The organism is Neobacillus solisequens (assembly GCF_051233465.1).
In the GTDB taxonomy this organism is placed as follows: Bacteria; Bacillota; Bacilli; order Bacillales; family Cytobacillaceae; genus Neobacillus.
On the sequence record NZ_JBKFGJ010000002.1, the window covers coordinates 203,363 to 217,994 of the forward strand.

Here is a 14,632-nt window from a genome sequence, read left to right on the forward strand (position 1 = left end):
AGCCTCTTATTTTTGCTTTTTTGCATATTCCCAAGCCAACATTCGTTTTACTTCATTATAGCTTAAACCCGATTGGCTGTTTTGCCGCTTTACCTTGTTAATATCTGTACCGACGATTGTAAATCGTTTTTGGTCATTATTCATTTTTTCTCCTCCTAGACATTTTTTCTTTTATTTTGGGCATACTAACATTAAAAGGAGGCGGTTCCTATTTTTTTTGGTAAACGGGCAAAAGAAGAAGAAATGGAAACAATCCTGGTAGACACCGAAATATACTCTTGCTTGGCTGAAGCATGTATTGGCTGGATGAGAAAAGATTTTGTAGCGGATGATTTACTATGTCCAATGTGCGGCACGGAAATGGCTCTTGAAATTAAAGAGTTGCCTAAAATTTAATGGTATTTATAAAAGACTGTCTATATAAAGGCAGTCTTTTATAAATTTTCATTTTGTTGACCTATCTCACCCGCGGCAATAATCGAATTGGCCTCTTCAAGATATTCGTGTTCATCAACGGATTCACCCGGAACATTCTTTTTATTTGGAAACACTGCACCATTATTGATGGTCATCTGAGGTTCTTTCGGTGCGGTTGTTAAATAATCTTTCCTTTTTGCCATATAAATTCAACTCCTTATCTAAAGGTTTTACTTAACTGAAGGTCTTTATGCTTGGCTTTTTTTCCATATAACAAAAAAACCTCTCCGAGTAGGAGAGGTTTTTTGTTATTCGGCTTTCTTTGCTAAGCAACGGTCACATTCTAATAAGTATGATTCTGCCTGTTCCTCCATGTGTTGACCACATTCTGGGCATTCCTTTTTAGGTAAATTGCGGAAAAACTCTACTGGACTCATTAACATTTTAAATTCCTCCCTTTATTAATACAGTATATGAATGGTTTATATTGTTATAGTACAGCGATATTAAAAAAATTATTCCTCTTTTTTTGATAAACAACGGTCGCATTCCAACAAGTAAGATTCAGCTTGCTCCTCGATGTGCTGACCACATTCACAGCAAACTTTTTTAGGAAGGCTACGGAAAAACTCAACTGGACTTATCATCATTATTAACATCCCCTTTATTAATACAGATTATTAATATCCGTCTTGTTATAGTACAGTATAAACAAAAATTTCTAAAAAGTGTAGACTTTTTTATAAAAAAATATAGTTATTATTAAAAATAAGTCTTTTATCATGTTTTTTAGCTGCAATTAAGATATATTGAGAATGTTCCTCCAGTTTAAATAACAAATAATGAACTAAACCTAATTTTTGTACTTCCATATCGATATACTTTACATTACAATCATAGTAGAAATAGATAGGGCAAATGAGGGGATGCGTTTTAATGGATGCAATTATTGGCGATTTTCAGCCATATATTTTCATTATTGCCATAGGTTTAACAATTATGGCTTCATATACGGCATTAGATATGTTTACGTTAATCAGATCATCCGATCGAAATAAGAGTTTTTTATTTATCAGTGGGACCATTTCAATGGGGATAGGTATTTGGGTTACTAGCTTTTTTGGAATTATTTCCAATAACCCGGGCTTGCTAGTTAATAATCATATATCCCTTACGTTATTATCAATTTTTATTGGTATTGCTTTTACCGGGATGGCATTTTTTCCCTTCTTCGGAAAAGAAATAAGATTCATTCATTTGTTTGCAGGAAGCTTGTTTTTAACAGTAGCTATACTGGGTATTCATATTTTTAGCATATATTCACTCAACATGACGATAAAATATAATTTGCCATTATTTATTTTTTCTGGAACCCTAATATTTGGTGCATTCTTGTTTTCATTATGGATTCTTTTTTCAACTAGGAACTTTACAACTGGTCATCGAGTTTGGTTAAAACCGGTTAGTGCGTTGATTATGTCAGCTGCCATCGCCGAAGGACACATGCTATTATATAAATCCTCTGTTATTTTGAGTACAAATGAATTATTGGACAGTACCGGAGCTGGAAATTCATTTTTCATTTATTTAGTGTTATTTGTATCCGTACTCATTATGGCAGGACTCATTGTATCAAGCACCTTAATCAGTAAACAGTTGGCTACATCGGATACCAATTTAAAGGATATTAAAGCAGCACTTGATGCATCCACGATTGTAACCATCACTGACCCGTTGGGAACGATTGTTTTTGTAAATGATAAATTTGAAGAAATATCAAAGTACAAAAAGGAAGAAATCCTTGGAAGAAATCATCGAATCCTAAATTCGGGATATCATACCAAAGAATTTTTTAAAGACTTATGGAATACCATTCAATTTGGTGAAATATGGCGTGGGGAAATACGTAACAAAGCAAAGGACGGGACTTTTTACTGGGTGGATACGACGATTGTTCCATTTCTTAATAAAAAGGGCAAGCCGATTCAGTATATAGCAATACGATCGGATATTACTAAGCGCAAAGCGGCTGAGGAAAATCTAATTCAATCCATGAAAGAGGTAAAGGACATCACCTTTGCTCTAAATCAATCTTCCATCGTAGCTATTACCGATGAAAAGGGAAGGATCACCACAGTTAATGATAAATTCTGTGAGATCTCAAAATACTCTCGTGAGGAATTAATCGGAAAGGATCACCGGATTCTTAATTCCGGCTATCATTCAAAAGAGTTTTTCAAGGATATGTGGCGAACAATTGGCCAAGGGCACGTATGGCAAGAGGAAATTCGGAATAAAGCAAAGGATGGAACTTATTATTGGGTGGATACGACAATTGTTCCTTTTTTAAATGAGAATGGTAAGCCGTATCAATATCTTGCGATCCGAAATGATATTACTGAACGGAAAAAGCAGGAGGAAGCTTTGCACCGTCAGGATAAGCTGGCCGCCGTTGGGCAACTTGCTGCTGGTGTAGCCCACGAAATACGAAATCCATTGACATCAATGAAAGGATATACTGAATTCTTGCAATTGGACGAAAAGGATCCGGATCGCCTAGAATTTTTAAATATCATTTTAGATGAAATCGAACGGGTTAATACCATTGTTGAGGATTTCATGGTTCTTGCCAAGCCAAAAGCCGTTGAACTGGAAGAGAAAAATGTAGTTCCGGTTATTAAAAATGTTGTCTCTCTGCTCGAATTTGAGGCTAGAAAGAAAAATGTGCGTATTCACTTCAACTGCAATCAAGAAATCATTCAAATTGAATGCGATGAGAACCGCTTGAAACAAGTATTTCTAAACTTTATTAAAAATGGTATCGAAGCCATGCCGAATGGTGGGGATCTCCACGTAAATACAATGATTCATGAAAATAATGTCCAAATTTCTATCCAAGATACAGGGGTAGGAATACCAAAGGAAAAATTGAAAAAGCTAGGTGAACCATTCTTTACAACGAAGAAGAATGGAAACGGCTTAGGCTTAATGGTAAGCTTTAAAATTATCGAAAGCCATAATGGAAAGGTATTTGTTGAAAGCGAACCGAATAAAGGAACCACCTTTAATATCTTACTACCAGCAAGAACAGCTTAAACGGGGTTTATCCCCGTTTTTTTGTTTGCATTTTTTTCGAAAAATATTTAAAAAAATAAAACCTATAACACGTTTAAATAGATTAATATGATTATATAGGTATTTATGTTTTTCTAGGAGGAGATGTTAGTGGGTGCAGCAAGTTTAGTAAAAACCATATGTGGTTACTGCGGTACTGGTTGTGGATTAATCCTTGAAGTTGAAGACAACAAAATCATGAAAATTCGCGGTGACAAGGAAGCTCCCGTAAATAAAGGACAAACCTGTGTAAAAGGAGCTTTTGCTTATGAATATGTTCATGCTCCTAACCGCTTAACGTCGCCACTGATTCGAAAAGCCGGAAAGCTTGTTGAGACAACATGGGAGGAAGCCTATCAGTTTATAGCGAGCAAATTGACGGATGTGAAAGATTCATTCGGTCCCAATGCCATCAGTATGTTTGCATGTGCTAGAAGTACAAATGAATCAAACTATGTGACACAAAAGTTTATGAGAACCGTTATTGGAAGCAATAATATCGACGGTTGTAACCGAACGTGACACGCTCCTAGCGTTGCCGGTCTGGCAACTATTTTTGGAAGCGGTTCACCAACGAATACCTTAGACGATTTTGACAAAGCCGAGGTATTATTATTAATGGGCTCGAACACTACGGAGGCTCATCCAATTATTGCAAACAGGATGAAAAAAGCCGTTAAATCAGGTCTCAAAATTATTGTCATAGATCCAAGAAAAATCGATATGACGAAGGTGTCACATCGTCACTTACAAATTAATGTAGGGACCGATATTGCCCTCATCAATGCCTTTATTCATGTTATTCTGAAAGAGAAATTGTATAATGCAGCTTTTGTAAAACAATTCACGATTGATTTTGAGAAGCTTGAAAAACAGGTTGAGCGATACACTCCTAAATATGTGGCTGCCATAACTGGTTTAACCGAAGAAGATATTGTGGCAACAGCCAGGGAATATGCGAATTCAAACTGCTCAATGATTGCTTATACTTTAGGAATCACGGAACATCATTGTGGAGTAAATAATGTATTTGACATAGCAAACCTAGCACTGTTAACTGGAAATATCGGAAAACCAGGTACAGGCATCATGCCTTTGCGCGGACAAAATAATGTCCAAGGTGCAGGAGATATGGGCTGTCTGCCAAACCAATTGCCTGGGGCAATGAGCCTAGCAAATGATGAATACAGAGCCCGTTATGAAAATGAGTGGGGAGTTATGCTTAATCCTCAGGCAGGCGACACTCAAACTAGGACTTTTGACAGAATTGAATTAGGTGAATTGAAAGCACTATATATTATTGGAGAAAACCCGCTCCTTGCCGATGTTCATATGAACCATACTAAAACACTATTTAAAAAGCTCGATTTATTGGTTGTTCAAGACATTTTCATGACAGAAACTGCTAGAATGGCAGATGTTGTCTTGCCTGCCCGTTCATGGGGGGAAACAGAGGGGACGTTTACCAATACAGACCGTAGAGTCCAACGTGTACGCAAAGCTGTTGAAGCCCATCCAAACACAAAAGAAGACTGGGTGATTCTTTCAGAGCTGGCAACATTAATGGGCTATCCGATGCTTTATCATAATAGTGAGGAAATTTGGGATGAAGTAAGACGGCTTGCCTGGGAGATGTATGGTGGAATTTCTTACTCTCGTTTAGAAAATGAGTATAGTCTACATTATCCGTGCCCTGATGAATCCCATCCGGGAACATTCATCTTGCATGAAAGATTTCATCAAACAGAGGCTGTATCGAAAAAGTCCCCATTTGTTCCGGTTGATTACACGCCGCCAATGGAGCTGCCTGATGATGAGTACCCGTTTATGCTGACGACGGGAAGACGTTACGAATCATATAATACACATTCCCAAACTCGTCATTATGCAGCCGGTGTTAAAATCAAGCAAACAGAAGAGACAATCGATATCCATCCCGAAGATGCAGCGTTGTTGGGGATCGTTGACGGTGAAGTGGTACATGTTCGCTCGAGAAGAGGAGAACTGGACGTAAAAGCAAAGATTACTGAACAGGTCGTGCCAGGACTCGTCTTTATGAGCTTCCACTGGAGCGAAACACCAACTAATGTATTAACATTAAACGAATACGACCCAATCTCCGGAACGGCCGAGTACAAAGCCTGTGCCGTAGCGATTTCTAAAATTATATAATGGTTATTTAAGATAGTGCAGCGTATGGGCTGCACTATTTTTTTCGATTATCTTTCAGGCTAAAGGGGAGACGAGAAAGCCAGACAGTGACCGAAGATGAGCTAACTTCATAAAGCCCGCGCCGAAGGAATAAGGAACGAAACAGTCGTTATGAAACCATTATAAAGCCCGCGCCGAAGGAATAAGGAACGAAACGGTCGTTATGAGACCATCATAGTGCCAGCGCCGAAGGAATAAGGAACGAAACGGTTGTTATGAAACCATTATAAAGCCCGCCCCGAAGGAATAAGGAACGAAACGGTTGTTATGAAACCATTATAAAGCCCGAGCCGAAGGAATAAGGAACGAAACGGTCGTTATGAGACCATCATAGTGCCAGCGCCGAATGATTATGGAATGAAACAGTTGTTATGAACCTTTTATAAATCTCACTTCCTATCTATTTTCATCGAAACGGTCCCTATGAACACCTAGAACCGATGGCCACGTGGCACCAAAAAAAAGCTGCCAAAACTGGCAGCTTTAATGAATAATTTTAACAGTAACTTCCTTTTTCCCCCATTCCATTGCATCTTCTTCGGATGGGATAAAAACATCAATGCGATTTCCTTTAATGGCACCGCCAGTGTCAGCAGCAATGGCTTGGCCATATCCTTCTACATATACCGTACTACCAAGTGGAATCACCTTTGGATCTACGGCAATAACTTTGGCTTCTGGATTTTCCTTAATATCAACACCAGTAGCTGTGACTCCTGAGCACCCTTCGCAAGAAGCAGTATAAGCAGTAGCCTTTACGGTGATTTCTTGTGTAGCCTGTTGTACAGCTGTTGCTTCTTCAGTGGATATAGGTTTATCTGCCTCAACTGGTTTTTCAGTCTGTGCCTCTGCGGGTTTATCATCAGTTACTTCCACAGGTTGCTCAACATTCGATGGAGCGGGTTCTGTTTTAACTGGTACACTAGTAACCGGGGGTACAGATACAGATTCTACCTCTTTAGCAACATCTCTTTGCTGAATTCGTTGTGCAACTACTTCCGGAGTAGTGACTTGCGTAGGCTCAGCGGCAACCGTAACCGGATATTCCGGTGATACTTTTATGATATTTTCTTGCTCAGCTAAATCATGAATATGATCTGCAATAGCCCAAAATGTAGTTTGATTTGTCGCATTGCTTTGGGTATATAAAGACATTTTTATAGGATCTGCCATTGTGAAAGTAAGGGATAAATCCTGCCATTTTTTTAAACTCTGTTTGGCATGGTGATCTTGTTGAACAACGCTTTTTAAAGGAATCTCTTCAGCCTGCACCTTAGCACCAAGAGATACTGAGAGTACAGCAACTGTTATCATAGAATATATTTTTTTTATCATGTACATACCTCCCATTTCTTTTGCTGCTAACTGTAACCATGATAACATGGTATTTCCTCAGAAAAAGAACAGGGAGATGTTAATTTATTTACAAGAATGGCGGTTATATTACGATAATATTTCTAGTCGTTCAATAAAAAAACATGCCGGGGATTACCCGGCATGTTTGATTGCTGTTTTTGCAGCTGTAGTTTTTCTTTGATAGAAGTAATAGTTTAAAGCAAATGAGATGACATAGAATCCAATAAAGAAGTAGAATGCTGTAACTGGAGTACCAGTAGCTTTTACGGACCAACCAAATAATTTTGGAATTAAGAATGAACCGTAGGCAGCAAATGCTGCAGAGAACCCAATAACTGGAGCTGCTTCTTTAGGAATAAAGATGTTCGGAATCATTTGGAATGTTGACCCTGAACCAATACCAGCTGCTAAGAATAGTACTAAGAATGCTGCTAAGAAACCATTAAATTGATGAGCATTTAGGAAGAAGATTACGCCTAGTGCTCCAATTGTCATGACTACAAATACGACTGCAGTAACTTTTGCTCCACCCAATTTATCTGCAATCCATCCACCGACAGGTCTTGCAGCTGCTGCAACTAATGCACCAAGGAAGGCAAGAGAAATATGTTCAGGGAATTGAGATTTCAATAATAACGGGAATGCTGCTGAATAACCAATGAAAGATCCGAATGTTCCGATATAAAGAATCGTCATGATCCAAGTGTGTTTACGTTTCACAATCACAAATTGCTCTGCAACTGATTGTTTTGCTCCAGGGACATTATCCATTTTAAATAGAGCAAGTAAAGTCATAATGATGATTGGAATTACCCAAACGAATGCAGCGTTTTGTAACCAAAGAGCTTGACCGTTTGCCAGAACTTGTTTGTCACCAACTAAAGCAAATGTTCCAGATGTAATAACTAGTGGTGTTACGAATTGAACAACAGATACACCCATGTTTCCAAGTCCGCCGTTGATTCCTAGAGCAGTACCTTTTTCTTTTTTAGGAAATAGGAAGCTGATATTTGCACTTGAAGAAGAGAAGCTGCCTCCGCCTAATCCACAAAGTGCAGCAAGTAAAAGCATCGTTGTGTAAGATGTGTCAGGATTTTGTACGGCAAAACCAATGCCTATCGCTGGAATAGCAAGTAATGCTGTTGAAATGACAGTCCAGTTTTTTCCGCCAAATGAGCCGACAGCAAAAGTATAGACAAATCGTAGTGTTGCACCGACTAAACCTGGTATAGCTGATAGAGTAAATAATTGTTCTTCTGAAAAGTGGAAGCCAACATCATTAAGTCTGATAGCAACAACTGACCAGATCTGCCAGACAATAAATGCTAGCATAAGTGATGGTACTGAGATCCATAAGTTTCTTCTTGCATGTTTTTTTCCTTCGGCATTCCAGAACTTTTCATCCTCTGGATTCCAATAAGTAATTCGGGCCATTATTTATTCCCCCTAATCCTTTATCCTTATTTTTCATTTCTGAAGTAGTTAATGTTTACATTGTTAATATAAATCACATGCCAACCTTAATTTTGTGACGTACGTCACAAAAGTGGTGAAGGAATTGTGAACACGGGGAGGATGACAAAAAGTTGTCAAAAAGTCCTTTTTCACAAAAAAAAGACCCTATTACGTGAAAAGGGTCCCTAGTTAGAATTACTATTTTTCTGTTTCTTCTTTAAACATACCAACATAATTTTTGGTATCGCCTGAATCATCCTTAATAGCTGTTATGGTCAACCACTCCTTGTAGATTTCATCGTTTTTCCGCTTATTCCAAATGAAGCCTTCCCAAAAGCCATCTGTTTTTAATTGCTCCCACATATCTCTATAAAAATCATTTCCATGTTCTCCAGATTGCAGCACACTTGGTGTTTTCCCGACGACTTCTTCTTGAGAATATCCGGTGATTCTTGTAAAGGCAGGATTTACTTTTTGGATAATTCCATTCACGTCTGTAAGACAAATACCATCTACTGCATGGTTGACAATTTTAGCGGAGATATCCAATTTATCTTGATAAAATAGCCATACTACGATAACCAAACTCGCTAAGGAAAATTCGGAAAGGGACATAAATCCAATCGCATAATGCCCAGTCCAATTAAATAAGATCGTCAGAATAATCGGTGGAAAAAAACCACCTAAACCACCCATAGCTGAAACAATTCCGTTTACAATTCCTGCCTGTTTTGAGAAAAATAAAGGGACTAGTTTAAAGATTGCACCATTTCCGATTCCGGCAAAGAAAGCTACTAACAAACAGCCAAAGGAATAAATAGGCAATGATGGAGTGAAAGAAAGTAAAAATCCGGCAAATGTCAAACTAAAAAAGACTGCCATTAAAATGATAAATGGATTTACTTTATCCCCCAGCCAACCGCCAATCGGTCTGAAAATGGTGGCCAAGGCAATAAAACCTGCTGTTCTTAGTCCAGCATCCACTTTGGTTAATTCAAAATGATTAACCAAGAATGACGGTAAATAAATAGTAAATGCCACAAAAGAACCAAATGTAATAAAATAAAACAAGCTTAAACACCAAAGTTTAGGATTTTTATATACTTCGTTAATTTGCTTTGATAATGGAATGTGTGCTTTTTGTTCTTTACGATCCCCAAAAAGGAAATTTAAGACAGCAAAAAATAAAACAATAATTAAATAAATTTTGACTGTTGATCTCCAACCAAATTGGTCAGCAAGAACAGGGGCAAGAAAAGAAGTAATGGCTGTTCCGATATTTCCTGCACCATAAATACCATTAATAAAACCGTGTTTTGATTTTGGATAGTACTTCGGTAGAGAGGTGACACCAATAGAAAATACGGCACCTCCAATACCCAGTAAAAATCCTCCTAAAATTAGGACAAGTAAGGAATTTGCATAGCTAATAATCGCGATTGGCGCTAAAAGAACTAAAAAGCTGATTGAAAATAAAAGTCTTGCTCCAAAACGATTCGTCCAATAGCCGATTGGGACCCTTAAAAGTGACCCAAGGATAACTGGTACAGCGGTGGCCCAAGAGATTTGGGTAGAAGTTAATGAAATATCTGATTTAATGAATGGCATAAGTGATGAAATAAGTACCCAGACCATAAAACCAGCTACTAGGCTGCTTGTTTGGACCAGAAGTTGTTTTGTTCCTCTATTCATGATAATCCCCCTTATTCCCGTTTACTTATTATTCCAAAATTATATTAAATTAGTATAAAATATACGATATGAAAACGCATGAAAAATTTCCCTTATAGTATTATAAAAGAACCCCTGTTATTACACAGTGAGGTACGGCACAATTATTAATGATTTACAGAATTTATTTCTGGTAGTATATTTTTCCTGTGAAGTTCATATATTCCAATTTAGCTTAAGAGGAAGAATATATAAAGTAAGGATTTAAAAAAATATTTGTGAACTGTTGGGGAAAAGTAGTATAAACAGGTCTGTACAAATAGAAAAATATCAACAAATTTAAAAGGGATAGGAAGGAAATTATGCAAAGGAAAAAACCATTACTTGATCCACCTAAAATTCTTGTGATTGGATTTGCAGTAATCATTTTCATCGGGGCTTTATTATTAACACTCCCAGTTTCAACAAAGGATGGGCAAGGCTTGCATTTTTTAAATGCGTTATTTACAGCCACTTCTGCTACCTGTGTAACAGGACTAGTGGTGGTCGATACAGGAACCACCTTTACCATGTTTGGTCAATTGGTTATTTTATTTTTAATCCAAATTGGCGGCTTAGGATTTATGACCTTTGCCACTCTTTTCGCCTTTCTATTGGGTAAACGGATTTCGCTTAAAGAACGGATCCTTCTACAAGAATCGTTAAATAATCTTTCAATGGAAGGTGTTGTTCGTTTAGCCAAAAGGATTTTGATATTTACTGCAGTCATTGAAATGGTCGGAGCCTTTTTTTTAACGATTCGTTTTTCATTTGATATGTCGCTCGGAAAGGCAATTTATTATGGAATATTCCATTCTATTTCTAACTTTAATAATGCTGGCTTCGATTTAATGGGAGAATTTCATAGCTTAACAGGTTATGTGGATGATCCGACCGTAACTTTAACAATTTGTGCGTTAATTACTCTTGGAGGAATCGGCTTCATTGTCATGAACGAACTTTATGAGTATCGACGCTCAAAACGTTTGTCCCTTCATACAAAGATTGTCATTATGACAAGTATATTTTTAGTTGTCTTTGGGACAATTGGTATTTTCTTTTTAGATTACAATAATGTAAAAACGCTTAAACCTTTATCGATGACAGGAAAAATTCTTGGTTCACTTTTTCAGTCTGTGACAGCGCGTACTGCCGGGGCAAATACTATCAGTATTGGCGACATGACTCAATCCTCACTATTATTATTAATAATCCTCATGTTCATTGGGGCATCGCCGGGTTCCACAGGTGGTGGGATTAAAACAACGACATTTACCACTTTAATTGGAGCTGTTTGGTCCCAAATTCGTGGGAAAGAAGATGTTATTTTTTATCGGCAAAGGATTGTTTATGAAACGATTTATAAGGCCTTAACTGTAACCTTTAGTGGACTATTTCTTGTCATTTTTGTATCTCTGATTTTAACAATAACGGAGCATGGCAAAGATTTTTTAATGATTATCTTTGAAGCAACATCCGCATTTGCAACAGTTGGTTTATCGATGGGGCTGACCCCTGATTTGTCCCCATTTGGGAAAACATTAATTATATTTACCATGTTTGCAGGAAGGGTAGGCCCGCTAACCATTGCTTATGCTGTCACCATACGAAGAAACCCGGATGCTTTCCGTTATCCAAAAGGAAAGATCATGATTGGGTAGTATGACTTCTAAGGAGGTTTTTGGATTGGCTAATCAATATGCAGTAATTGGATTAGGCAGATTTGGATTAAGCATTGCTAATAAATTATTCGAATCAGGTCAAGAAGTGCTTGGGGTAGATATTAATGAAGAACGAGTGGACGAATCCCATCCGTTTGTGACACATTCTGTCATTGCTGATTCAACAGATCAGGAAGCGTTAAAATCAATTGGCATTCGAAATTTTGATACGGTTATCGTTGCAATTGGAAATGACATACAAGCTAGCATCTTAAGTACTTTATTATTAAAAGAGCTTGGTGTAAAAAAAGTAATAGCCAAAGCTTTAAATAAATTGCATGGACAAGTCTTGAAAAAGGTTGGTGCTGATTGGGTAGTATTTCCTGAACGTGATATGGGAATAAGAGTCGCTCACCAGCTTTTATCGCCCAATGTGTTGAATTTCATTGAACTTTCCAAGGATTATAGTGTGGAAGAAGTCAGAATACCCGATCAGATGACAAATAATACATTAAGGGAACTTGATTTAAGAGCAAAATTTAATTTAAGTGTTATCGCCATTCGACATAAGCACGAGATTGATATTTCCCCTTCACCGGATAAGATAATTGAAATAGGCGATGTCCTTGTTGTGATAGGTGATAATAAAAACTTGGAGAGTTTTGCTAACCTGGATTCTAAAGTATAGATAAAATATAAGGGGGAGAAGAAGCGTGAATTTTTATGAGACAAGTTCAATTGAAGAAAGACTTGTATTAATGGAAGAACTGTCTAAACAATTTTCCCAAAGAGCTCATCAGGTAGATCTAGATGGTAGTTTTCCATATGAAAATATTCAGGATTTAAAGAAGACAAGATATACAGCTCTAACCGTACCGACCAAATTTGGCGGTAAGGGCATTTCACTTTATGAACTTGTTCGACTTCAAGAAAAAATGGCTGAAGGGGATGGAGCTACATCGTTATCAATTGGATGGCATATGGGAATTGTTTTTAACTTAAGTGAAAAAGAGCTTTGGAACGAAACAGTCTTTGCGGAATTATGCGAAAAAGTACTATCCGGTCACTTACTGAATAGTGCACAAACAGAACCGAAGACAGGTAGCCCTACCCGTGGAGGAAGACCAGAAACAACTGCAAAAAAAATCGGTGATGAATGGATCATCAATGGCCGTAAAACTTATACAACGATGTCACCCATGCTTGATTTATTTATTGTAAGTGCGACTATTCATGAATCAAATGAGGTCGTTAATTTTCTAATCCCTCGGACAACCCAAGGAGTAGAGATTGAGGAGACGTGGGATAGCATTGCCATGCGAGGAACCGGTAGTCACGATTTAATTTTAAAAAATGTTCAAGTACCTAATCAGTATTTAGTTGAGAAGCTAAATGATCATGATAAAAAAACGAATGGCTGGCTGTTGCATATACCTGCCTGTTATCTAGGGATTGCGAAATCGGCAAAAAAATATGCAATAGAGTTTGCAAGTAGCTATTCTCCAAACAGTATTACTGGGCCAATCATTGAACTGCCTAATGTTCAGAATAGATTGGGGGAAATAGAGTTATTATTAATGCAATGTGAATATTTTCTTTACGGGGTTGCCAAACAGTGGGATTTTTCAAACGATCAGGAAAAATTAAAACTGGGACCGGCGCTGGGTGCTGCAAAACTAACGGTAACCAACAATGCTATAAAGATCGTAGATTTGGCAATGAGAATTGTGGGAGCCCAAAGTCTTTCATTAAAAAATCCCCTGCAACGCTATTACAGGGATGTGAGAGCTGGTTTACATAACCCGCCAATGGATGACATGACATTAAAATCTTTGGCAACTATTAGTATAAATAATCAGTAAAATGCAACCAGTCGAAAAATTTTTGGCTGGTTTTTTATTATGAAAAAAGGAGCAATCTACCTTCAAAAATTGTCGATTAATATTTATGTTTTTGGTTATTTTAAAAGAAAGGAGTGAGGAATTTGCCAAGAGGAAAAGAATTAGAACAACTGCCGATGTCACATATTTCCCCTGGCGCAGGTAAGGATGCCGGGAATTATGATCGAGAAGTGTTAGGAAGCATCGTATCAAAAGAACAGCCGCAGGCTGGTAAAATCCAAAGAGGAAAATAAAGACGTAATTTAAGGCAGGAGATTCCTGCCTTTCTAAATTTTGTTTTATTCTTCAACCAATTCGTTTATTTCCACAGTAGTTCGTTCTTCAAGAGGACCCCTTAAATGAACAGTTGCTGTTCTTCCGTCTTCATTTAATTGATCAATCCACACAGAGGCACCATTATATTTAACCTCAATATCAGCTGAAGAAGATAAAATTTGTTTTACACGATTTACATTCACAACCAACACCTCCATCAAATTTTCATGTTAGTTTTTGTTATCTTTCTTGCAATCATACGCGTACAACTTGTAATCGTTTTCTTCTATATAATAATAGCAGAAAGTCAGTTTAACGATCATACGGGTAATCAATTTTAACGCCCTCAATAGTACCCGATTCATCAAGATTCTCTAAGCTTTCTAAATACTTATTAAGCTCATCATGTAGTTCTTTTGGAGCACCTGGCTTAAGATGCCAGTTTCCTGGTTCATCCACAAAATAGGGGCTTTTAGTAAATTCCGGCCTAATTCTTGGCATTAGAAAATTCTCCTTATTTGTTATGTAGACTTGTTCCTTATTAGTATGTTC

The 14,632-nt window shown here is 37.5% G+C and carries 16 protein-coding genes; 7 read left to right on the forward strand and 9 right to left on the reverse strand.

What is annotated here, in order from left to right; translation table 11 throughout:
* Positions 1–6 precede the first annotated feature (6 nt).
* A complete protein-coding gene (locus tag ACI3K6_RS01530; RefSeq protein ID WP_435553412.1) occupies positions 7–144 on the reverse strand; it encodes a hypothetical protein in 138 nt (45 codons plus the stop codon).
* 66 nt (positions 145–210) lie between these two features.
* On the opposite strand from ACI3K6_RS01530, the gene ACI3K6_RS01535 reads away from it, so the two are divergent.
* Positions 211–396, forward strand: coding sequence for a cold-inducible protein YdjO-related protein (locus tag ACI3K6_RS01535; RefSeq protein WP_335475896.1), 186 nt, complete (start codon positions 211–213; stop codon positions 394–396).
* A gap of 38 nt (positions 397–434) precedes the next feature.
* Here ACI3K6_RS01535 and ACI3K6_RS01540 read toward each other — a convergent pair whose 3' ends face one another.
* The 3 genes from ACI3K6_RS01540 to yhfH (ACI3K6_RS01550) all read right to left on the reverse strand — a co-directional run bounded on the left by ACI3K6_RS01540 (position 435) and on the right by yhfH (ACI3K6_RS01550) (position 1,067).
* Positions 435–620, reverse strand: coding sequence for a hypothetical protein (locus tag ACI3K6_RS01540; RefSeq protein WP_335475883.1), 186 nt, complete (start codon positions 618–620; stop codon positions 435–437).
* A 105-nt stretch (positions 621–725) separates the two neighbouring features.
* Positions 726–860 carry a protein YhfH gene (yhfH, locus tag ACI3K6_RS01545; RefSeq protein ID WP_335475881.1) on the reverse strand — a complete coding sequence of 45 codons (135 nt, stop codon included), beginning with the start codon at positions 858–860 and terminating at the stop codon, positions 726–728.
* Between the two features lie 72 nt (positions 861–932).
* The gene (gene yhfH, locus ACI3K6_RS01550; RefSeq protein WP_335475879.1) at positions 933–1,067 is read right to left on the reverse strand and encodes a protein YhfH; all 135 of its coding nucleotides are present in this window, start codon (positions 1,065–1,067) and stop codon (positions 933–935) included.
* A 286-nt stretch (positions 1,068–1,353) separates the two neighbouring features.
* Here yhfH (ACI3K6_RS01550) and ACI3K6_RS01555 point away from each other — a divergent pair, with 286 nt between their 5' ends.
* Together ACI3K6_RS01555 and fdhF are read left to right on the forward strand one after the other, a co-directional pair.
* Positions 1,354–3,513, forward strand: coding sequence for a PAS domain S-box protein (locus tag ACI3K6_RS01555; protein ID WP_435553413.1), 2,160 nt, complete (start codon positions 1,354–1,356; stop codon positions 3,511–3,513).
* 123 nt (positions 3,514–3,636) lie between these two features.
* Positions 3,637–5,703 carry a formate dehydrogenase subunit alpha gene (fdhF, locus tag ACI3K6_RS01560; RefSeq protein WP_435553414.1) on the forward strand — a complete coding sequence of 689 codons (2,067 nt, stop codon included), beginning with the start codon at positions 3,637–3,639 and terminating at the stop codon, positions 5,701–5,703.
* Positions 5,704–6,225: 522 nt separating this feature from the next.
* Here fdhF and ACI3K6_RS01565 read toward each other — a convergent pair.
* From ACI3K6_RS01565 to ACI3K6_RS01575, 3 genes are all read right to left on the reverse strand, one after another.
* Complete coding sequence (locus ACI3K6_RS01565) at positions 6,226–7,077, reverse strand: 3D domain-containing protein (RefSeq protein WP_435553415.1); 852 nt, start codon at positions 7,075–7,077, stop codon at positions 6,226–6,228.
* A 153-nt stretch (positions 7,078–7,230) separates the two neighbouring features.
* The gene (locus ACI3K6_RS01570) at positions 7,231–8,532 is read right to left on the reverse strand and encodes a NarK family nitrate/nitrite MFS transporter (protein ID WP_335475871.1); all 1,302 of its coding nucleotides are present in this window, start codon (positions 8,530–8,532) and stop codon (positions 7,231–7,233) included.
* 219 nt (positions 8,533–8,751) lie between these two features.
* On the reverse strand, positions 8,752–10,245 hold the full coding sequence (locus ACI3K6_RS01575) for a nitrate/nitrite transporter (protein ID WP_435553416.1): 1,494 nt from the start codon (positions 10,243–10,245) through the stop codon (positions 8,752–8,754).
* Between the two features lie 341 nt (positions 10,246–10,586).
* Between ACI3K6_RS01575 and ACI3K6_RS01580 the strand changes: the two genes are divergently transcribed.
* From ACI3K6_RS01580 to ACI3K6_RS01595, 4 genes are all read left to right on the forward strand, one after another.
* A complete protein-coding gene (locus ACI3K6_RS01580; RefSeq protein WP_435553417.1) occupies positions 10,587–11,924 on the forward strand; it encodes a TrkH family potassium uptake protein in 1,338 nt (445 codons plus the stop codon).
* 25 nt (positions 11,925–11,949) lie between these two features.
* Positions 11,950–12,612 (forward strand): potassium channel family protein, encoded by a 663-nt coding sequence (locus tag ACI3K6_RS01585; RefSeq protein WP_435553418.1) that lies wholly within the window; start codon positions 11,950–11,952, stop codon positions 12,610–12,612.
* A gap of 25 nt (positions 12,613–12,637) precedes the next feature.
* The gene (locus ACI3K6_RS01590; RefSeq protein WP_435553419.1) at positions 12,638–13,786 is read left to right on the forward strand and encodes an acyl-CoA dehydrogenase family protein; all 1,149 of its coding nucleotides are present in this window, start codon (positions 12,638–12,640) and stop codon (positions 13,784–13,786) included.
* A gap of 122 nt (positions 13,787–13,908) precedes the next feature.
* Entirely contained in the window at positions 13,909–14,058 is a 150-nt protein-coding gene (locus ACI3K6_RS01595; RefSeq protein ID WP_435553421.1) for a hypothetical protein, read from the forward strand.
* 45 nt (positions 14,059–14,103) lie between these two features.
* On the opposite strand, the gene ACI3K6_RS01600 is transcribed toward ACI3K6_RS01595, so the two are convergent.
* On the reverse strand, positions 14,104–14,283 hold the full coding sequence (locus ACI3K6_RS01600) for an H-type small acid-soluble spore protein (RefSeq protein WP_335475860.1): 180 nt from the start codon (positions 14,281–14,283) through the stop codon (positions 14,104–14,106).
* A 109-nt stretch (positions 14,284–14,392) separates the two neighbouring features.
* Positions 14,393–14,581 (reverse strand): hypothetical protein, encoded by a 189-nt coding sequence (locus ACI3K6_RS01605; protein ID WP_435553422.1) that lies wholly within the window; start codon positions 14,579–14,581, stop codon positions 14,393–14,395.
* Between the last annotated feature and the right edge of the window lie 51 nt (positions 14,582–14,632).